Here is a 19834-nt window from a genome sequence, read left to right as displayed (position 1 = left end):
TGCGCTACCGCCGCGCTTAGGTGCGCCTCGCGGCCCCACGGCGAGCCGCTTCGCGTCCCGCCCCGACGACGAGGCTCGACATCGACTGACGCAGCACCCAGACCATCACCGCATCGGGTACGGGGATCAGTGGGGTGGACTCCATCGAGTAATGAACCGCGGTGCCCCGTGGGTGGTCGGTGAGAGTAATGGTCCCGATGTGCGAACGCACCGGTAGTCCGCCCACGACCCGGTATTGGATGCGTTCGCCGTCGACGAGCTCGATGATCTCCTCTTTGACGCCAACTGGTCCGACACCGATTCGGTGGACAGCTCCGACGCCCTGCCGCTCGGTGGCACCCGGTCGCACCAATTTGACTGTGAAAGGCAGGAATTCGCTGTACCCCTCGCGGTCGGCAAAGAGTTGATAGACGACGTTCCGGGGTGCTTCGAAGACCGTTTCCTCGATGTAGCGAGCCATGCGGTGTCTGCTCCTGTTCGTTTTCGTGGTTATGAGCGCTTGCGGGTGCGCAACACGTGCGAGCCCAATCGGGAAAAGCCTTTGACGCGCACGCCACGTAGATGACGAAGAACGAACTCCTCGCTGTCGCCCAGGGCGGCCGCGGCGCCGTCGTCCAGGAGGATTGTGCCGGGGCGCGCCACACCGGTCAGTCGCGCGGCAACGTTGACCACGGTGCCATAGAGGTCGCCGAAGCGCGTCAACACCTCTCCGTACGCCAAGCCCACCCGAATCTGAGGCATATCCGGAATCGATTGTGCTGCTTCGGTGATCGCCGCGTTCATCGCGATGGCGATGCGGGCACCGGCGTCAGCGCTGAGCGCCGCGAACATGACTTCGTCACCGACGTTCTTGATCACCCAGCCGCCGTGTGTGGTGATCGCTTCGGTGAGGGAGGTCTCGAATGCCTCCAGCAGGTTGGTCAATTCATCGGGATCCAAATGGCGAGACAGGCGGGTGTAGCCGACCATATCGGCGAAGCCTACGAGCAATTGTCTGGTGGTGCTTCCGGATTCGTTCGAGCGGTTGAGTGCCGCCGCCAGGTGTCGCTGCCATGCGTAGTCCTGCAATGCCGTCAATGTCGAGATGGTCTGCGTGACGGTGCTCATTCGGGACGCGGTCGTCGCATCGTCGCCTTCGGCTGCGACGCGATCGCCGACCTCGCGAGTGAGAAGGTCTGCCTGCCACTCGGCCAGCCGTGCCATGGCCTGTCCGAGAGTGCGGGCGGCGGCGATTTGACTCTGCTCGTTGGTCGCCGTCGCCGTGCCCAGCGCGGCGAACGTGCGGATCGCGGAGACATCGGCATCGGTGAAGGCGACCTCATCGTCACTTTCCGCCGCCGCGAAGCCCAGCGCCACCCAGAGCTTGCGGGCCCGTTCGACCGGAACCCCAGATAGTTCGGATACCTGTGAGCGGGTGTACCTGCGCGGTCCGCCGAGCAGGGCCTGTTCGAGCGCCGTAGCGACCACCTCGTTGGGCTCGCGAGACTCGGCCATGACGCCAGTACAACACACCGATGACGTGCTTCTCGGCCGAACCCTGCGAGCCATCGGCAGTGTCAGGAACCTTGACTTGATTGGCGGAAACCCCGAGTATTTGAGGAGATTCCTCGACAGCGAGGCAAAGGGATGGCGCGATGAACTGGAACTTCTTAGGGCACAACTGGCACCTCTTCGGGCACCTGGCGATACTCGCCTTCGTCGCCCTGCTGGTCTTTGCCACCTGCATGTTCGTCTACACCACCCGCCTGAGGCAACAAGAGGGGTCGCCGCTGGCGGAACGGCTCGGCGGCTACCCGTCGGTGCTGCGTAAGGTGCGTAAACGCGAGCCGATGTCGCCGGACGAGCTGCACTTCGCACGGCAGGCGATTGCCGACCGGGGTTCGTTGTGGGCGTTCTCCATCCCGGCCACGATTTTCAGTCTGGGCTGCTTCTACGTACTCGGCAGCATGGAGCAGCTGCACGGCGCCACCCCCTCCGAGCGAACGTTCCTCGGGGTGATCCCCATGATCTCGTCCATCAACATCACCGCACAGGTACTCAGGATGAGGCGGCTGAAGGGACGACTCCCGCAGGCCTCGTGATGCTCATCTGACGGACTATCGGAGCGCCAGAAGTTGGCGCGTGCATTCCCAGGTTCTGCTGATAACATTTCCGACCGTACTTATGTCAATGCCGTTGACATGCTCGTGACGTGAAGTCCGGGAGGGTGGTCGGGTTGAGTCCACGTTCGGTTGGCAGGACATTCCTGGCACGTGCCTGGATGCCGCTGGTCGCCGTCATCGCGCTCGGCGTGGCAGGGGGCTCGATGTTGAAGGTTCACCAGTTGTCCGCACCCGGGCCGGTGATCACCGTGAACCCGCCGCAGGCACCACCGGAATTCACGCCCAAGACGCTCACCTACGAGGTGTTCGGCTCAGTGGGCAACGGCGGGATGTTGAGCTATGTCGATATCGACGGGCATCCCCATCAGGTCGACTTGAGTGCCCTGCCGTGGTCGCACACGGAGACCACGACACTGACCGTGGTGTCGGGCAGCATCTCGGCGCAGGTGCGTGGCGGTCAGATCGGCTGCCGCATACGGGTCAATGATGTTGTCCGCGACGAACAGTCCGACGATCATCCGGATGCGAACGTCATGTGCCGGGTGAAGTCGGCATGAGCGAGCACCGGGTCAAGCGCCCCTTCGTTCCCCGGATGGTCCGCGTCTTCGCGGTGCCCATCATCGTGTTCTGGGCCATTGTCGCCGTGACGACCAATACCTTTGTGCCGCACGTGGAAGACGTTGCGGCTGAGCTGGCCGGCCCGATGATCCCGCACTACGCCCCGTCGCAGCGGGCGATGCTGCAGATCGGGGAGAAGTTCCACGAATCCACGTCCACCAGCCTGACCATGCTCGTGCTGGAAGCCGACCGGCCGCTGGACGAGGCGGATCACCGGTACTACGACGACCTGGTGCACAGGCTCAAGAACGACACCGAGCACGTGCAATACGTGATGGACACCTGGGGTAAGCCGATCACCGCGGCCGGGGCGCAGAGCCTGGATGGCAAGTCCGCGTTTGTGCTATTGCGCCTGGCGGGCGATATCGGTCAGATGCAGGCAAACAAATCCGTTGACGCGGTAAAGGATCTGATCGACAAGGACACGCCGCCGCCCGGACTGACGGTCTATGTCAGTGGGGCAGCTCCGCTTGCCTCGGACACGTTGAGCGTCGCGAACTCGAGCCTGAACAACATCACGATCGTGACGATCTTCCTCATCATCTTCATGCTGCTCATGGTGTACCGCTCCGTCACCACGATGCTGGTACCGCTGTTCGGCGTCTTGGTCGAGATGTTGGTCGCCCGAGGAGTTGTCGCCACTCTCGGGCACTTCGGATACATCGAGCTGTCCTCGTTCGCCGTCAATATCGTCATCTCGCTGACGCTCGGTGCTGGTACCGACTACGGCATCTTCCTGTTGGGTCGATATCACGAGGCGCGGAACTCAGGATTGAGTCGCGAGGACGCGTTCTATGGGGCCTACCGCGGTGTTTCCCACGTCATCATCGGGTCAGGCTTGACGATCGCCGGGGCGGGTCTGTGCCTGAGCTTCGCGCGGCTCAACTACTTCCACACCATGGGCCCGGCCGTCGCCATCGGCATGTTGCTGACCATCGCCGCGGCGCTTACCCTCGGGCCGGCCATGCTGCACCTGGGCAGCCTGTTTGGTCTGTTCGATCCCAAGCAGAAGGCCAAGGCGCACCTGTACCGGCGCATCGGGGCCAGCGTGGTGCGTTGGCCCAAGCCGATCCTGGTGGCAAGTGCCGCAGCGGTTCTGGTTGGAGCGGTCTTCGTGCCGACCTACCAGGTGAGTTACGACGACCGTGCCTATCAGCCGTCGGATGCCCCCGCCAAGGAGGGATTTGCGGCCGCGGATCGGCACTTCCCGCCGAGCAAGCTGTTCACCGAGATGCTCATGGTCGAATCGGATCACGACATGCGCAACTCCGCCGACTTCATCTCGTTGGACCGGGTGTCCAAGAGCCTCGTTCGGCTTCCCGGTGTCGCGATGGTGCAGAGCATCACCCGGCCCATGGGGCGTGCGCTTGAACATGCTTCGCTGCCTTACCTGTTCACCACGCAGGGCAGTGGAAACGGTCAACAGCTCCCGTTCACCAAGGCGCAGAACGCGAACACCGACAGGCAAGCGCAGATCATGGCGCACTCGGTGCAGGTGCTGCGGCAGACCACGGATCTCACGCAGAAGCTGGCCGACGAAATGCATAACACCGTCGTGACGATGGAGGACATGCAGCAGGTCACCCAGGACATGAACGAGAAGGTCGCAAACCTGGACGACTTCATGCGCCCGCTGCGCAACTACTTCTATTGGGAGCCACACTGTTTCGACATCCCGGTGTGCTGGTCCTTCAGATCTCTGTTCGACATGCTCGACAGCATCGACAAACTGGCGGCCGACATCAAAGACGCGGTGGGCTCGCTGGAGGCAGTGGACAAGCTGCTACCGCAGATGGTGGCGCTACTGAAGCTGACCGCCAACGACCAGGAGGCCCTGCAGGCCCTCATCGTCAACACCTACGGTCAGACGAATCTGCAGGCCACGGCCACGGATCAGACCTTCGACGACATGATCAACGTAGGTAACGACTTCGACGCATCCCGCAGCGACGACTTCTTCTACATACCGCACGAGGCGTTCGACAACGAGGACATCAAAACCGGTATGACACTGATGATGTCACCGGATGGCAAGGCGGCCCGGTTCATCGTCACCCACATGGGTAATGCCATGGGGCCGGAGGGCATCGAGCACGTCGACGAGTTCCCGGATGCCATCACGACGGCGCTGAAGGAGACCTCACTGGCCGGGTCGAAGGTTTATATCGGCGGCGCCGGGTCCAACAACAAGGACATCAAGGAATACGCCGCTTCCGATCTGCTCATCGCCGCGATCGCGGCGTTCACCCTGATCTTCCTGATCATGATGGTGATCACGCGAAGTCTGGTGGCGCCCTTCGTCATCATCGGCACGGTGGCCTTCTCGTTCGCGGGGGCGTTCGGCCTCTCGGTGCTGATCTGGCAGCACCTCGTCGGCCTGCCGCTGCACTGGTTGATCCTGCCGTTGACGTTCATCATCCTGGTGGCGGTGGGTTCGGACTACAACCTGCTGCTGATCGCCCGTCTCAAAGAGGAGACCCATGCGGGCCTGAACACCGGTCTCATTCGGGCGTTGGGAAGCACAGGCGGCGTGGTGACGTCGGCCGGATTGGTCTTCGCGTTCACGATGCTGGCGATGTTGTCGAGTGATCTGCGCACCATCGGTCAGGTGGGAACCACCGTGTGTATCGGTCTGCTGCTCGACACGCTGATCGTGCGCTCGTTCATCGTGCCTTCACTGGTCCGGTTGTTGGGGACGTGGTTCTGGTGGCCGACGCGGGTGTTGTCCCGTCCGCGTCGGGAATCCGCGCGTTCCTGACACGGGCGCGGAGGCGGGCACGGCGGCGCCACTGCCAGGTGCTGAGGCCCGTGAGTGCGAGCAGCAGGGGCGCCATCCCGAGAATGAACCAGATTGTGCGCCAGTAGCCGTTCACGGCAAGCCCGAAATGAGCAGCGGGACCGGCCCATTCGTCGGCAATGGTGTTCGAGGTGGTCACCGGTTTTCCTCGGAGCACCTGCACGTGGCCGGCGTCGTGGGCGTCCACGCCCACCGAGCGGTTGCCGTGGTAGTTGAGACCATGCGCACGAAGATCCGGGCCGTTGGGGTCCAGCAGGTCAACAGTGTAGAACGTATTGTCCTCGTCCGGCAGGCCTACCCAGGTGACCTTGGCGCCGGGGAATTGGCTCGCGGCGGCGCTCATTGCGCTCTCGACGGTGACCCCGCGATCGCCGTGGCCGGCGCTGAAGGTGCCCGCGGAGGCCTGCCCGCCGGTCACCGAATACCAGAGGGTGGTGAGTCCGGGAACCTCGAATTGCAGGCCGGTCAGTGCCCATATGAGCAGCGGCCCGGTGGCGACGACGCCCACGACGGCATGCAGATCGAAATCCCGGGCGAAACGCCCGGACCGCCACCGCACGCGAAGAGCATTGCGCAGCTTGCGAATCGCCTTCCACCAAATGAACGGTGCGGGAATCGCCAGCACCAGCAGAATGACGGCGGCCAAGGCCAGAAGGGATGCACCCCAGGACAATCCGGAGAACGCATCCAGTTGCGCCAGTGGGCACGGCTGCGCGAGAAGCGGCAGGTATCCGCTGTAGCCCTCGCAGGTGAATCCGCAATCGTGCATGTTGACCAGGAACCCCAGCACGCCCGCTCCGAGATCGGCCCGCCCGTTGAGCAGGCCTGTTCCCGCGTCGACGAAAAAGGTGTCGTGTGTGCCCGACGAGGCGTGCAGCAGATACACACCGTCCTTCAGAGACGCACTCGCAATTTCGATTTCGGGGTAGTGCGCCCGCACCTCGGCGATGGCCTGCGCGAATCCGGCGGGTTTGTCCGTAGGGGTGGAGTGAAACATCGTGGGGTGCAGTGCTCGCAGCAGCTCCGGCTGGTAGACCAGGAGAGCACCGCTGGTGCTGACGATCACCACGAGGAGCCCACAAACCAGACCGACCCATCGATGGCTCAACACCAGGGCGCGTCGGGCCTTCAACGACACCCGACGGCATCGGGATGTGGCCACCTTCTCCTCCATAGCCGCACGGACCGCTGCCGGGAAGTAAGGCTAGCGCCACGGAACGCGCGGAGGGGGTCTACGTCTACGTGGTCCTGCGCAAGATCGTCACCGACTGGTCGATCTTCTTGAATGCCGCGAATGTTTCTGTCGGTACCCCGAACACCGCGGCCAGCACGTCTGGCGGGAGCTTGCTTATCGAGGCACCAATGCCGATGTCGTCCTTGCCTTCTGCGGTGCTGGCATTGAACACGATCAGCAGCTTCAGATCTTCGGTGCCCTTGTTCTCGAAGTAGTGCAGCGATCCCTGTGGCGCGAAGACGACGTCACCGACGTGGGCGTCGAAGGTTTCGTTGTGTCCTTCCGGATCCAATAGGGTCCACTTCGCCACACCGCTGGTGATGATGTTGACCTCCCAGGCGCTGGGATGCCAATGCGGTTCGCGGATTCCGCCCGGTTGCAGGGTCACCATGACCACACTGGCCTGCTGGCCGGTGAGGATGGGGAAGTTCCCCTCATGGGCCTGGCGCAAGTCTCCGCCGTCGAACGTCTGTGGGGCGAGGGCGCCAAGGTGAAACAGGTGTGGTTGGGCGGTGTTCAGTTCGGCGGGGATGCGGGGATCGCCAAAGCGGGCGGGGTCATCGGTCACGGTCGGGTCCTTCACGTCGTCACGGAAGCGGGGGGAAGACAATGCGCGGTCGGCACCCGCGCCGGCGACGGCCGCGACTCCCGCCACACCGGCACCACCGAGCACGGTGCGTCGATTGATCTGCTTCATACAGCGAAGGTAGGACGGCACAGACTGATTGCGAAAGACGATAGAAACGATTATTGGTAACGAGTATCGCGATTAATTAACGCTCCTGAGCGAGAATGGCTCCTCCGAGCCAACGCCTGAGGAAGCGGCGCAGCTCGTCCCGGGAGCGTGTGGCCTCATTAGGGGAGACGAAGAACGACAACATGATTCGTAGCGCAAACTCCACGAGCCCACGTTTGGCAGCGTCGTCGTAGCCGTACCGGTCCCAGTCCACGTCGAACCGGCCGAGCATGCGCAGACCGAATGCTTGGGCTTCGTCGGAGGTCATGTCGCTCGTGTGCGAGTGCGCGTACGGTTCGGACATCATGATGCCCAAATGCGGCGTACGAGTGACCTCTTCCAGGGTGTAGAGCACACCTTCGGTGAGTGCCTCGGCAGGATCGGTGATACCCCGTACCACCCCTGTCAGCCGGTCCAGGAAGCCGTCGACCGACGCGATGGACGCCGCGTGCATGAGCGCGTCGGCCGTGGGGAAGTACCGATAGACGGTCTGCCGGATGACGCCGAGTTCGGCCGCGACATCGGCAAGGCTGACCGCCGCACCCGTCTCGCCGATCAGCTTCACCGCCGCGCCGACGATCCGCTCGGAAGCCTCCTCGTCGCTGCTGGGCGGTTGTCCGTCCCACCCCCGCCTACGCGCCATCGCTGAACTCTCCGATCGCGGGCATCTATGCAGCATATCGCCGTTGACACCGGCGGCTCGTTCTAGTAATCATACAGAGCAACAAATAACTGTCTTATTGTATGTTCAAGCGAGGTGCCCTCCATGACGGAACTCATCGTGCGCAAGCTGCGGTTCGCATTCGCCGATCACCACGTCCCGTTCCTGTGGAACGAGTCCAACCCGGCGTTTTCGAGCATGGCCAACGCCGTCTCCTTCCTGGCAATCGCATTCGAGAAGATGATCGGCCAGATGATCCCCGAGGCCATGCCGCTGATCTCCGATTCGGCAATCGCCGAGGAGGCGGAGGCATTTGTCCGGCAGGAGGGTCAGCACTCCATGGGCCATCGTCAGCACGTCAAGGGACTGATCAAGAGTTATCCGGGACTCAAGGAGACTCTCGACGAGGTGATCGCCGCCTTCGACGACCTGACCGCGAACAAGCCCCTGAAGTACCGGCTGGCCTACACCGCAGATCTGGAGGCGACGTTCACGCCGGTTTTCAAGCTGATGCTCGATCATGACGACAGCCTGTTCGCGCCGGGTGACGACCGCGTCGCCTCGTTGTTCCTGTGGCACTTCGTCGAAGAGGTCGAGCATCGCAGCTCGGCCCTGATCATCTACGACGCGGTGGCCAACGACCCCTGGTACCGCATGCGGGTGGCGCCATCGATCTTCAGGCATGTCTGGTCGGTGCTGCGCGTCGCCTGCGAAGGGTTCAACAAGCATGTCCCCCTCGAAGACCGGAAGATCGACGCGCTATCGATGTTCGGCATGCAGGCACGGAAAAAGGCACTGCTGCAGCGCCTCCCATTCACGGACGCGCCGTATGAGGGTCCCATCGAGAATGCGTTCCGCCACCTGCCGGTGCGCGAGGTGATGGTGGCGATGGCCGGCGCGGTGCGCAGTCAGATTCCGGGCCATAACCCGGCGCATGAGAAGCTGCCCGCGCTGGCAGACGAATGGTTCGCCCGGTATGAGGCCGGTTATGAAGTCACACAGTGGTACACCGCCGACCAACCGGTCCAAGCGGGAGTCTGACGATGTCTGATCTGTGTGCGCCCACATTCGCGGAGTTAGCAGCGCGCCTGGGATTCTCGTGTGATACCGCGGGAGGCCCCGCCGTGCTACGCAGCCCGTTCTCGCTGGAGAACTGGACCTTGCCGGTGCTGGAACTCACCGTGATCGCCGGGGCGGTGTTGGCCCTGGTGTATGCGATCGTCCGGCTGCGCCGGCACAACGATCCCACCAACATTGTGGTCTGGTTCGGGGCGATTGCCTACCTGCTGATCATCGAACCGCCACTGTATTTCCCCGGACCGTTCGGGATCAGCGAGCACGTCGATACGATGTTCGCGCACAACGTATTCACGGCGGACTTCCTCTGGGGCCGGCTGCCTTTGTACATCATCGCGATCTACCCGATGATGGCCACCGTCGCCTTCGAGATCGTCCGGTCTTTGGGGGTCTTTCGGCGGTATGGTGTCCTGGTCGGCGCCATCTGTGTCGGCTTCATACACCACGCGTTCTACGAGATCTTCGATCACCTCGGACCGCAATTGCGTTGGTGGGAATGGACTCTGGACAACCCGCTGAACAAGCCGTTCTTCGATTCGGTGCCCATGGGCAGCGCGGTCGTGTTCGCGGCGCTGTGGCCGATGTCCCTGGCATTCTGTGCGCAGGTGCTTGTCGGTCGTCATGTGGACGAAGGCCAATCCTTCACCGGCGCCCAGATCGTCTGGCGTACGGTGGTCATCGGCGTGCTCGCCTCGATCGGGACTGCGGTGCTGCCGTTGCCCGCCACGATCGCCGGCGCGATATCGGGTAGCACCACGGTGGTGGGCATTGTGTACGCGCTGGAACTGCTCGCTCTCGTCGCGGTGGCGGCGCCCGTGCTGATCACACAATGGCGCCGGACTCGTCGGGACGGCCCCAACGGTTACACCACGCATCCGGGCATCCTGATCTACGCCGGGATCTATCTGACCGTGATGACGGTACTGTGGGTAACCGCATTGCCCGATTATTTTGAGGCGACCAACGGCGTTACCGTGCATGGCGATCCAACCGGAAGCCTCTGGTATGCCGTGATTTGTCTGGGTGTTGCGGCGGCCGGCACAGTTGCCGCCTGGACTGTCGCCTCACCCGTCGGCCGAGACGGCATTGTTCCGGGCGGGCACACCATAGTGATCGGCGCCGCCGAATCCTAGAGCCAGTCTGGTCAATTCCGCAGAGCACATTGTCCAAACTGGCTATCGCGTAGCGGTGGACTCCGGCTACAGACTCGGTGGATGCGGATGGCATCGACGCGCCCGAATGCTTGCAGCCGGTCTGGGGTCAGGCCGTGACACGACCGAAGTTTCGTGGTGCGGAACCTGCGTTGCACGAACTGGAGTGGCAGGTGAAGGCGATCTGTCGCGGAATGTCGACGGACATCTTCTACCACGCGGAGAGCCAGCGTGGAGCAATCCGCAAGCAGTACGAGGTGCAGGCCAAGCAGATCTGCAACGATTGTCCGGTGCGAAGACAGTGCGCCGCCCACGCTATAAGAACTGATGAGCCCCACGGTGTTTGGGGCGCCATGACAACGCGTGAGCGCCGCCTGGCCATGACGCGGTCACGGCGCAAGGCGACCGCGGCAGATCAGGTCACATCTTGATCGACGGCAGCAATCGGGTGAGATTCCACAGCTGATTGCGCCGGGCAGACAGGGCGGTGATTGTCAATCCGCCGATGAGAATGAACAGCAGCGTGATCACCGCCTGCCATAGCCGACCGTCGATGCCGCCCAGGATCAGCTGGCGTAGTCCGTTGACTCCGTAGGTCATCGGGTCGTACTTGTGTAGCACCTGGAACGGTCTCGAGGTGGTCTCGACCGGATACATGCCGCCGGCGCTGACCAGTTGCAACATCAGCAACGCCATGAGTAGCACGCGTCCGACGGCGGGGCCCAGCAACGCGTTGATCGCCTGGGTGGCCGCGACGAAGGCGAAGGAGACCAACACCATGAAGGCGAGCATCGCGACGGGGTGCGCGGCGTGCATGCCAAGAGCGAATCGCACCACGCAATACAGGATGATCGCCTGGAAGATGCCGATCGTGGCGGCGGGCAGATAGCTCGACAATGCCACCCGGACAGGGAGCACCTCCGCGGCGATAGCGCGGGTCTGCAAGGGCCGCAGGATCATCCACAGCACCAGTGCACCAAAGAACAGGGCGAGGGTGACGAAGAACGGCGCCATGCCGGTACCGAAGTTGGGCGCCGCGTTCTCGTGTGATGTCTCCAGATGCACCGGACCGCCGATGGTATCGGCGATGGCGTCCTTCTGCTGAGTGCTCCAGCTGGGCACCTGCTTGGCGCCCTCGGCGAGCTTGGTCGCCAGTTCTGCCGATCCGGAACGCAGTTGTGCGGTGCCCGACTTCAGTTGTTGCGCGCCATCGTCCATTCGAGCGATACCACTGGCCAACTGTGCGTTTCCGGTGGCGAGCTGTTGGGCTCCGTTGCGCATCTGGTTGAGCTTGTTCGTGAGCTCCTGTCCCTTGCCGCCGACCTGATCGAGTGCGGACTTCAAGGGGCTGCCGGGTCCGCGCAGCGTCTCGGTCATCGCTATCGAGGCGTTCTCCGCATCGGTCAGCTGCTGGCGGACCTGCGGTGTGAATTGGTGTTCACGCAGCTGATCTTGGATTCCACGCAGTGTGTTCGCGGCCGGATCTTGGCGCCCGGCAAGCTGATCGATCACGGCGGTCAGTGCGTTCGCGGCGTCGTCCTGGGCTTTTGCGATACCGTCGATCTGGTCGTTGGCCTGCCGCAGTGCTTCGGCGCCCTGCTGCAGCTTGTCTGTGCTGCCGCCGATGGTCGCCACAGCCTTGCTCACGGTCAGCAGAGGATCGGTGGCCTGGTTGATGCCGTCAGAAAGCTGCTTGGCGCCGGTGGCCAACTGCGCCGACCCCGGCCGGGCGGTGTGCAGCCCGTTGGCCAGCTGACCGGCACCGTCGTCGACCTTGGCCGCACCGTCGGCCAGCTGCGCTGCGCCATCTGCAGCCTGATGAATGCCGGCACCCGACGAAACCACCACGGAAAGAACCTGATTGACGGCCTGGCCCGAGATTCGCGTCGAGACGGCATTGAGCACCTGGTCAATGGCGGTGCGGCCGATGCTCGACGAGATGTAGTTGTTGGCATCGTTGTAGACGGCGACCAGATTGGCCTGTTTCGGTTGTCCGGTGAGCGGTGAGGCGATGGCCTCGCTGAAGTCGGGGGGAAGTTCCAGCATGAAGTAGTAGTTGCCGTGTTCGACCCCGGCCCGTGCCTCGTCGAGACTGAGCACGTGCCAGTCCATGCTGCCGTCGGCGGTGAGGCTCTTGGAGATTTCCTCGCCGATGTTCACCTGTTGTCCGGAAACGGTGGCGCCCTTGTCGGCGTTGACGAGTGCCACGGGCATCTTGTTCACGTGGCCGAACGGGTCCCAGTACGCCCATAGATAGAGCGCGCCGTACACCAGTGGCAGCAGCATGAGGACGACGATTGCGGCGCGCGTCATGCGGCTACGGCCGAAACGCTTTATTTCTGAACCGAATGCGAGTCCGGCGAGCATGGGTCAGTCCCTCCCCGTAAGGATGCGGTGGTCGTGCAAGTCGTGAACGGGCGCGTCGATGCCCAGGGGGTTGGTGACCCCGACGACGACGGTGCGGTTCTCGGCGATGACCCCGAGGCGTTCCACCGCCAGGGTCCGGCGCGAGTTGTCGCGGACCTGTTCCAGGTCGCCGACGACGAGGATGGGTCGGTCCGAGAGCAGCGCGAGCGTGATGCGCAGCAGAAACAGATCGAGATCGGAGAGTTCGACGATGTAGGTCTCGGCGGAGGGCGCTGGGAGCTCGCCGAACACCTCGCCGAGCTTGTCGCGTCCGGTGTCGGCGGGAACCCGGGAGAACCACGGAGCCAGCCAGCGGCGCTGCTCGGCGAGTACGGTCTGGACGGTGACGGTTTCTTCGAGCTCGTCGATGTCGGCGAACGCCGCGATGGCGCAGTGCCGGCGGATCGCCCGCGGCTCGGTATCGCCAATCACCGTGACCGTGCCGTGGCTGGGCTTGAGCCGGCCGGCCAGCGTCAGCAGCAAGCAGTGCTGTGCGGGGCCGCCGGGCATCTGGATGGCGTGAAAGCCGGAGGTGAGTTCGAGGTTGATATCGGAGAAGAGGGGGCCGTGTTCACCGTCCACGCCGAGCCCGGCGGCGGTGATCAGGGCCGCAACGTCATCGTTCGGTTCCTGGGATGGGGCGATATCCGTCTCGTCGGTGGTGTCGGGCTCGTCCTGTGCGTTCACGGGTTGCTCGTTTCAGATCGCTGACTGGCACGTCCATTCGATCAAACATCAGGCAGCTCGGGGAAATCAGTGTGATCTCCGATATTCACGCCTTCACGAGTGACTTCCCGGGATGTAGGGGTCCCCGTCGAACCGTTCACGGGTGACGAACTCTCCGACGGTGTTGCGTCGCAGCTTCGACAGTTGTTTGACGGGCTTGCCGATGGGCAATACCGCGGCCACCGCATAGGTATCCGGAATACCCAGGAGCGTGCGCACCTTCGGCTCCTGCGCCACGGCCATGGTGGTGAGAGTGCCGCCGTAGCCCTCCCCGCGGGCGGCCAACAGGATGTTCCACACCAGCGGATAGATCGATGCCCCGGCGATGACCCCGACGCGATCGAGATCCTGATCCGTCGCGGCGACCAGCCGCAGGTCCACGCAGACCACGAGCACCACCGAGGCGGTGAGCAACGGCGTGGAGACCGACTCGGGCACCGTGGTCGCGGCGATGGTTTCCGAGGTGACCCGGGTGGGGGTGACGGGATTCCATGGCGACTCGCCGGCCATGATCTGCGCGAAGTATCGGCGGGCACCGGGCTGCGTGGCATCGACGAGCCGTTGCCGGGTCTGTCGGTCTTCGACCACGATGATGTGACCGGCCTGCCGGTTGCCGCCGCTGGGTGCGAACCGTGCGTTGTCCAGAATGCGATCTAACACGTTGTCGGGCAACGACTCCCCGGTGAATTCACGTGCCGCGAACGTGGTGCGCATGACGTCGTAGAGCTCCATGGCGTCACTCTAGTCAGCACTGGACGGGCTCAGCCGCCGCTTGATCTCTTTCTGGAACGAGACGAGGACACCGCGCACCGCCGATTCGGTGACGGTGACGGGAGCGAGCACCGACTCGGCGAGTCCGACGATCCGCTCGATACGGGTCATCACGTTCTCCATGCGTTCGACGACGAGCATCATCCGGGGCGTGAGTTCGCCGATGACACCGAGGGTTTCGTTCATGTCGATGAGGACGGCGGACATATCGGTGAGTACGGTGTCGAGTTGCTCCACGGTGACATCCGCGTTGAGGGCCGCCCGGGCCAGTTTCTGGATCCGCTCGCGCCCGGTGCGGGAGGCAGTCTGACTGCCTTTTTCGGGGGTGTCGTCGACCACCACGCGGCCAGTATTACAGCTCGGAGTGCTCAGTCGTGGTGATGTTCCAGCAGATCCGCTTGATTGATCTTGAATCTCGGCATGAGCAGCCACCTGAAGGTCTGCGCACGTGCGCGTTCGATGAGTTCGCCCGAATGCGAGAAATCCGCAGGCGAGATGCGCACCGGGCACAGGGGCGGCACCACTCGCAGGTCGACCTTCTGCTCGAAGCGAGCCACGTCGACCGCCAAGCGTTGATTGATGGCCAACGTTGTCGCATGCAGCGCCATGGCCAGCGCTCCCTTCGGTGGCTCGCGCAAAGCGCATGCGTATCCGGTGGGCAGCACCCAGATCTCGTCGGCGCCCAACGAAACAGCATGGGAGAGAGGGGTGTTGTTGACGACGCCGCCGTCGATGTAGACGTGTCCGTCGATGGTGACCGGGGGCAGCACGGCCGGGACGGCGGCACTGGCGGCGATCGCGTCGATCGGATCGCCGCCGGACAGCAGTACATCCTGGCCGGTGAGCACATCCGTCGCGACGACGTGCAGGGGAATGGGTGCCTCCTCCAGCCGACGAAACTGCAGGTTCTCGCGCAGGAGGCGGCGCAGACCCGAGTCGGAAACCAGGCTGCGGCGACGACCGATGAATCCGAGGAAGCCGGTGTACAGATTGGTGGGAAAGACGTCATCGCGCGAGAGCGAACGCCACAGATCGGCCAGCGCCTTCACGCCGTCCATGTCGGACCGACCGGACAGCCAGCCGCCGTTGAGCGCGCCCACCGAGGTACCGACGATCAGGTCGGGGGCGATGCCCGCCTCTGTCATCGCCAGCAGCATGCCGACTTGTATCGACCCGAGGCTGGCGCCACCGGACAGCACGAACGCCGTGGTCATAGCGCAAGACTAGCGATCACCATCGACGCTGATCGCCGCAAGACCCATTCTGGACAGGTGTCCGATATTGAGCAATAGTGGATAGAGCGACGTGGTGATCCAACTCTGGGCGTCAGGGGCCAGATTCGTTGAAGGCACTGAAAAAATAGGGTGTTTAGTCTCGGTGTGACCTTGTGTCGGCGTCGTCGAACATTCTGGACACCTGTCTATTGTGGAGGTAGCTGTGACTCGGGATCGGGTGCTGGTGACCGGTGCGTTCGGCCTGGTCGGGTCCGCTGTCGTGGATGCGCTCGCGGCGCGGGGCCATGCGGTGGTCGCCACGGATCTGCGCAGCCCGACGAATCTTCAGAGTGCGCAGCATCTCCCGCCCGGGGTCGAGGTGCGGTGGGCGGACCTCACCTCCCACTCCGAGGTAGCAGACCTGGTCGAGTCCACCCGACCGCTCGCAATCGTTCACCTGGCTGCGCTGATTCCACCGTTCTGTTACGCGAATCGGCGATTGGCGCAGGCGGTCAACGTCGATGCGACGGGCCTGCTGGTGTCCGCGGCCGAGAACCTGCCCTGCCCGCCACGGTTCGTCCTGGCGTCGAGTGTCGCGGTCTACGGTGCGCGGAATCCACACCGCGACACGGGACTGCTCACAGCTGACACCCCGGTCAACCCCAGCGACCTCTATGGCGCCCACAAGGTGGCGGCAGAGAATCTGGTGCGGTCCTCAGGCCTGGAGTGGGTGGTGCTCCGCCTTGGCGGGGTCCTGACGGCGACTCCTCGCTGGAGCATCGATCCCAACCTGCTGCGCTTCGAGGCGGTACTGCCGTCGGACGGCCGGATCCAGACCGTCGATGTCCGCGACGTCGCGCGGGCCTTCGGCGCCGCGATAGGTACAAGCCACGTCCGCGAGGTCTTCCTGATCGGTGGCGATAGCTCTCACCGCACCACGCAGTCCGCAGTCGCGTCGGAGACCGCCGCCGCGATGGGGCTGGCCGGCGGTATCCCGGCGGGACGCCCGGGCGACCCCGACGATCCCCGCAGCTGGTTTGTCACCGACTGGATGGACACGGAACGCTCGCAGCAGGTGCTTGGCTTCCAGCGGTATTCGCTGCCCGCGATGCACGCCGAGACCAGCGCCGCGGTCGGGTGGAAGCGCATGCCGATCCGGTTGGCGGCGCCGATCGTGCGGTCCGTGCTTAAAACCCAGTCGCCGTATCGCGGGATGAGCGGACAATTCGCAGATCCGTGGCGTGCGATCGAACGGTGCTGGGGCGATCCGCAATACTGAGGCAATGCGAAAGGGCGATGGATGAGCGGAATCGAACGGGTCGTCACCCGCGGAACCTTCGAACTCGACGGCGGCAGTTGGGAAGTCGACAACAACATCTGGATCGTTGGTGAAGGCGATGACGTGGTCGTGTTCGATGCCGCCCACACCGCCGAACCCATCGTCGAAGCGGTCGGGGGCCGCAATGTGGTCGCGGTGGTGTGCACTCACGGCCACAATGACCACATCACCGTCGCACCCGAGTTGAGTCAGGCCCTGGACGCGCCTATCCTCCTGCACCCGGCCGACGACGTGCTGTGGCGAATGACGCACCCGGACAAAGAGTTCCGTGGCGTCAAGGACGATATGGTGCTCGCGGTGGGCGGTCTGGAACTGCATGCCCTACACACGCCGGGGCATTCGCCGGGGTCGGTGTGCTGGTACGCGCCCGAGCTACGCGCCGTGTTCTCGGGGGACACCCTGTTCCAGGGCGGACCGGGCGCCACCGGTAGGTCGTTCTCCGATTTCCCGACGATTCTGCGCTCCATTTCAGGGCGACTCGGCCCGCTTCCCGAGGACACGGTGGTCTACACGGGCCACGGCGACACCACCACCATCGGCGACGAGATCGTGCACTACGACGACTGGGTAGCGCGCGGACACTAGCGTGCGTCTAGAAGGGCGGCGGGTGTTTGGTGGCGAGACTGGCCAGGGCCGCCTCGCCTTGTAGTCGCTCTTGGCGGTTGAGGTTTCGTTCTGCCTGACGCCGATGGTTGCGTTCCTGTTTCCGGGTGCGCTGACGTGTGAGCGTGGGGAAGAGGAACCCACTCGCGGGTGTGGTGACATAGGCGTGCCCCGTGGGTGCCTTCCACAACACGGTGCCGTCGGGTTCTTGAATCTCTGTCCAGCCACCGAAGGTCTTCAGCAGATGATGCTTGCGGCACAGGGCCTTCAGATTGGTTCCGGTCGTGGCTCCACCGGCGGCCCAGGGCACCGAGTGATCGAGGTCGGTCCGATCGGCGGCGGCCTCACAACCGGGGAATCGGCACAGTTGGTCGCGAGCGCGTACGAAGGCAGCCAGTCCGCCCGCGGGGCGGTATCCGGAGCTGTGGGAATCGGTTAGCTCGCGCGTGCGGGCACCTGCGGCCGCGGAACGGGCCTGCGCGGCGGCTAGCACTCCGAAGCCCGGCACATATGCGGGGATATCGTCACAGCCGTCGAGGGTGGACTGATTGACGACCACGCTCACAACCACCGCCACGTCGGCGACGTCGCGGCCCGTGCAGGCGGGGCGTCCACAGGTGCAGCGCATCTGATCAAGCCCGCGGGTCAATGCTCCGACAGCATCGGCGCGGCGCTGTGCCTTGGTGCGCGGGTCCGCAGGGCAGACGGTGTCGGCCAGTAGGTCGAGACGTTTGTCCAACGCCACGGCATGGGTCGCCTGCAGGGTGCCCCAGATTTCGGCGACCGGCTCCCCGTTACCGACGGGGCGGATCTCGACATGCCGCCCCTCGTTGGCAGATCTGTTGCGCCGCACGGCGTCCTGATCGAACCGGAGTACCAGCGCGTCCAGCGCGGCGGAGATGCGTTTGTGTGACCAGCGTGCCCAGCGGGTCAGGGCCTGCACGATGGCCGTATCCAGCCGGGCTACCACCGCATCGCCGTCGACGAGTTCGGTGCGATTGATGATCAGGGCGACAGTCCGAAAGTCGAGATCGCCGGCGGCGAAACGTTCCGCGACTGCCCTGAGGCGGTGACGCAGAACCTGGGCGTAGCGCATCTGGCTGGAGGCCAATGCCTGCGTGATGCCCTGCGCGGCCGCGATTTCCGCGGCAACCCTGTCCCAGCGATCCAAGAGGTGGCGGTCACGCTCATCGGGTTTGTCCAGGTCGGCGTGCCGGTCCACGAGCACACCGATCGCGTCCAGCCGCCGGGCACACGCCCGCGCCTCGGCACGCTGTGCCGACGTGATCACGTCGAGCAGATCGCCGTCCAGCAATGAATCGAACACATGTGCGAGTTTAGTGGAATCTGCGCGCCAGACCCGCCGCGCGGCCGTCGTTGTGGATGAACTTCGGATTGTGGATAACCGCTGGTATCGGCTGCGGTCCTGCGTGTTAGTTCGTGTTTGCGTATGCGTCGAGAGCATCGGCGGCGCAACGACGTCCGACCTCGATGACCTCGGTGGCACGGTGAAAGTCGAGACTGCGGCTGACGCTGCGCGGTACTTCGATCAGGACATCCGGTGGGTGTGCGGCGAGCTGCATGCGAGCAAGTTGTGACTGCATCACCTCGATGGTGCGGTTCATCACCTCGAAGCTCGTCAGTTTCGCGGCAGGATCTGGTTGGCCGACCGTCTCGGTCTCGTCGGCGGAGAACAGTGCCGAGGTGCTCCGCATCAGTCGGTTCAGCCATTCCGTCGTCACCCGTGGCTCCCGAGGCTCTGGCTCCGGTGGCGGCGCGGGGGCGCGCCGTTCATCACCCCCACTGAGTGTCACCGCGACCCTCAGTTCGGCATATACCCCGGCCAGCGGTGCCACCGCGGGCAGATCCAGAACACCGCCGTCGGCCAGTACCCGCCCGTTCAGAACATGCGGCGAGATCATCCCGGGAATCGCGATGGATGCGCGAATGGCGGACGCCAGCGAACCGTTCTGCAGCCACACGGACTTACCGGCGATCAAGTCCGTGGCGACCGCGGTGAACGGTATGGGCAAATCTTCTATCGCAACATCACCGAGCAGCTCACGTACCACGTCCAGGATCTTCTCCGCGCGAAAGAACCCGGGGCTGGTCCAGGTCGGGTCCAGGAGCCGAAGTACCGCGCGCTGCGTCAACGATGTGGCCCACGAGGCGAATTCGTCGAGGGCTCCCGCCGCTTCCAGACCGCCGACTAACGCGCCCATCGACGATCCAGAAATCCCGGAGATCTCGAAGCCGCGCGCGTGAAGCTCCTGAATCACGCCGATATGCGCGTAGCCGCGTGCCCCACCGGCGCCCAGCGCCAGCGCGATCTTCGTGCCGGGTGCACCCGTGCCCGCCTCGCCAGTCATCAGGTCAATCTTGGCAAGAGCGCGGCGGCC

General features: G+C 64.0%; 20 protein-coding genes. 8 read left to right on the top strand and 12 right to left on the bottom strand.

Annotation, left to right across the window (positions count from 1 at the left end; genetic code table 11):
• Positions 1-16 precede the first annotated feature (16 nt).
• Both MYCSP_RS22525 and MYCSP_RS22520 read right to left on the bottom strand, forming a co-directional pair.
• Positions 17-460, bottom strand: a complete 444-nt coding sequence (locus MYCSP_RS22525; RefSeq protein ID WP_088415219.1) for an SRPBCC family protein — start codon at positions 458-460, stop codon at positions 17-19.
• Positions 461-489: 29 nt separating this feature from the next.
• Positions 490-1494 carry an adenylate/guanylate cyclase domain-containing protein gene (locus MYCSP_RS22520; protein WP_088415217.1) on the bottom strand — a complete coding sequence of 335 codons (1005 nt, stop codon included), beginning with the start codon at positions 1492-1494 and terminating at the stop codon, positions 490-492.
• Positions 1495-1634: 140 nt separating this feature from the next.
• Between MYCSP_RS22520 and MYCSP_RS22515 the strand changes: the two genes are divergently transcribed.
• The 3 genes from MYCSP_RS22515 (at position 1635) to MYCSP_RS22505 (ending at position 5478) form a co-directional block, all read left to right on the top strand.
• Positions 1635-2081, top strand: coding sequence for a hypothetical protein (locus MYCSP_RS22515; RefSeq protein ID WP_083017165.1), 447 nt, complete (start codon positions 1635-1637; stop codon positions 2079-2081).
• 179 nt (positions 2082-2260) lie between these two features.
• Positions 2261-2659 (top strand): MmpS family transport accessory protein, encoded by a 399-nt coding sequence (locus tag MYCSP_RS22510; RefSeq protein WP_070911625.1) that lies wholly within the window; start codon positions 2261-2263, stop codon positions 2657-2659.
• 35 nt (positions 2660-2694) lie between these two features.
• Positions 2695-5478, top strand: coding sequence for an MMPL/RND family transporter (locus MYCSP_RS22505; RefSeq protein ID WP_083017261.1), 2784 nt, complete (start codon positions 2695-2697; stop codon positions 5476-5478).
• Here the strand turns inward: MYCSP_RS22505 and MYCSP_RS22500 are convergent.
• The 3 genes from MYCSP_RS22500 to MYCSP_RS22490 all read right to left on the bottom strand — a co-directional run bounded on the left by MYCSP_RS22500 (position 5384) and on the right by MYCSP_RS22490 (position 8130).
• On the bottom strand, positions 5384-6655 hold the full coding sequence (locus MYCSP_RS22500; protein ID WP_088415715.1) for a PepSY-associated TM helix domain-containing protein: 1272 nt from the start codon (positions 6653-6655) through the stop codon (positions 5384-5386). The genes MYCSP_RS22505 and MYCSP_RS22500 overlap by 95 nt on opposite strands.
• Before the next feature lie 100 nt (positions 6656-6755).
• Positions 6756-7448 (bottom strand): cupin domain-containing protein, encoded by a 693-nt coding sequence (locus tag MYCSP_RS22495; protein WP_070911626.1) that lies wholly within the window; start codon positions 7446-7448, stop codon positions 6756-6758.
• 76 nt (positions 7449-7524) lie between these two features.
• Positions 7525-8130 carry a TetR/AcrR family transcriptional regulator gene (locus MYCSP_RS22490; protein ID WP_083017163.1) on the bottom strand — a complete coding sequence of 202 codons (606 nt, stop codon included), beginning with the start codon at positions 8128-8130 and terminating at the stop codon, positions 7525-7527.
• Between the two features lie 123 nt (positions 8131-8253).
• Here MYCSP_RS22490 and MYCSP_RS22485 point away from each other — a divergent pair, with 123 nt between their 5' ends.
• The 3 genes from MYCSP_RS22485 (at position 8254) to MYCSP_RS22475 (ending at position 10807) form a co-directional block, all read left to right on the top strand.
• Entirely contained in the window at positions 8254-9189 is a 936-nt protein-coding gene (locus MYCSP_RS22485; protein WP_083017161.1) for a metal-dependent hydrolase, read from the top strand.
• A gap of 2 nt (positions 9190-9191) precedes the next feature.
• Positions 9192-10358: a hypothetical protein gene (locus tag MYCSP_RS22480; RefSeq protein WP_235629506.1), complete on the top strand. Its 1167-nt coding sequence runs from the start codon at positions 9192-9194 to the stop codon at positions 10356-10358.
• 77 nt (positions 10359-10435) lie between these two features.
• Positions 10436-10807 carry a WhiB family transcriptional regulator gene (locus MYCSP_RS22475; protein WP_083017159.1) on the top strand — a complete coding sequence of 124 codons (372 nt, stop codon included), beginning with the start codon at positions 10436-10438 and terminating at the stop codon, positions 10805-10807.
• Here MYCSP_RS22475 and MYCSP_RS22470 read toward each other — a convergent pair.
• The 5 genes from MYCSP_RS22470 to MYCSP_RS22450 all read right to left on the bottom strand — a co-directional run bounded on the left by MYCSP_RS22470 (position 10797) and on the right by MYCSP_RS22450 (position 15493).
• The gene (locus MYCSP_RS22470) at positions 10797-12743 is read right to left on the bottom strand and encodes a YhgE/Pip domain-containing protein (RefSeq protein ID WP_088415215.1); all 1947 of its coding nucleotides are present in this window, start codon (positions 12741-12743) and stop codon (positions 10797-10799) included. The two genes, MYCSP_RS22475 and MYCSP_RS22470, sit on opposite strands and share 11 nt — an antisense overlap.
• Positions 12744-12746: 3 nt before the next feature.
• Entirely contained in the window at positions 12747-13469 is a 723-nt protein-coding gene (locus MYCSP_RS22465; RefSeq protein WP_083017156.1) for a hypothetical protein, read from the bottom strand.
• 93 nt (positions 13470-13562) lie between these two features.
• Positions 13563-14240 carry a nitroreductase family protein gene (locus MYCSP_RS22460; protein WP_083017153.1) on the bottom strand — a complete coding sequence of 226 codons (678 nt, stop codon included), beginning with the start codon at positions 14238-14240 and terminating at the stop codon, positions 13563-13565.
• Positions 14241-14249: 9 nt separating this feature from the next.
• Entirely contained in the window at positions 14250-14621 is a 372-nt protein-coding gene (locus tag MYCSP_RS22455; protein WP_234795535.1) for an ATPase, read from the bottom strand.
• Positions 14622-14647: 26 nt separating this feature from the next.
• Positions 14648-15493 (bottom strand): patatin-like phospholipase family protein, encoded by an 846-nt coding sequence (locus MYCSP_RS22450; protein WP_083017152.1) that lies wholly within the window; start codon positions 15491-15493, stop codon positions 14648-14650.
• A gap of 223 nt (positions 15494-15716) precedes the next feature.
• Here MYCSP_RS22450 and MYCSP_RS22445 point away from each other — a divergent pair, with 223 nt between their 5' ends.
• On the top strand, positions 15717-16772 hold the full coding sequence (locus tag MYCSP_RS22445; protein ID WP_234809175.1) for an NAD-dependent epimerase/dehydratase family protein: 1056 nt from the start codon (positions 15717-15719) through the stop codon (positions 16770-16772).
• A gap of 21 nt (positions 16773-16793) precedes the next feature.
• Complete coding sequence (locus MYCSP_RS22440) at positions 16794-17417, top strand: MBL fold metallo-hydrolase (RefSeq protein ID WP_083017150.1); 624 nt, start codon at positions 16794-16796, stop codon at positions 17415-17417.
• Positions 17418-17424: 7 nt separating this feature from the next.
• On the opposite strand, the gene MYCSP_RS22435 is transcribed toward MYCSP_RS22440, so the two are convergent.
• Complete coding sequence (locus tag MYCSP_RS22435; RefSeq protein WP_083017148.1) at positions 17425-18762, bottom strand: HNH endonuclease signature motif containing protein; 1338 nt, start codon at positions 18760-18762, stop codon at positions 17425-17427.
• Between the two features lie 106 nt (positions 18763-18868).
• Complete coding sequence (locus MYCSP_RS22430; protein WP_088415213.1) at positions 18869-19804, bottom strand: patatin-like phospholipase family protein; 936 nt, start codon at positions 19802-19804, stop codon at positions 18869-18871.
• Positions 19805-19834: the final 30 nt, after the last annotated feature.

The sequence above is a fragment of the Mycobacteroides saopaulense genome (assembly GCF_001456355.1).
Lineage (GTDB): Bacteria > Actinomycetota > Actinomycetes > Mycobacteriales > Mycobacteriaceae > Mycobacterium > Mycobacterium saopaulense.
Note: the sequence above shows the minus strand (reverse complement) of the source record. Positions and strands in the feature narration are given on the sequence as shown.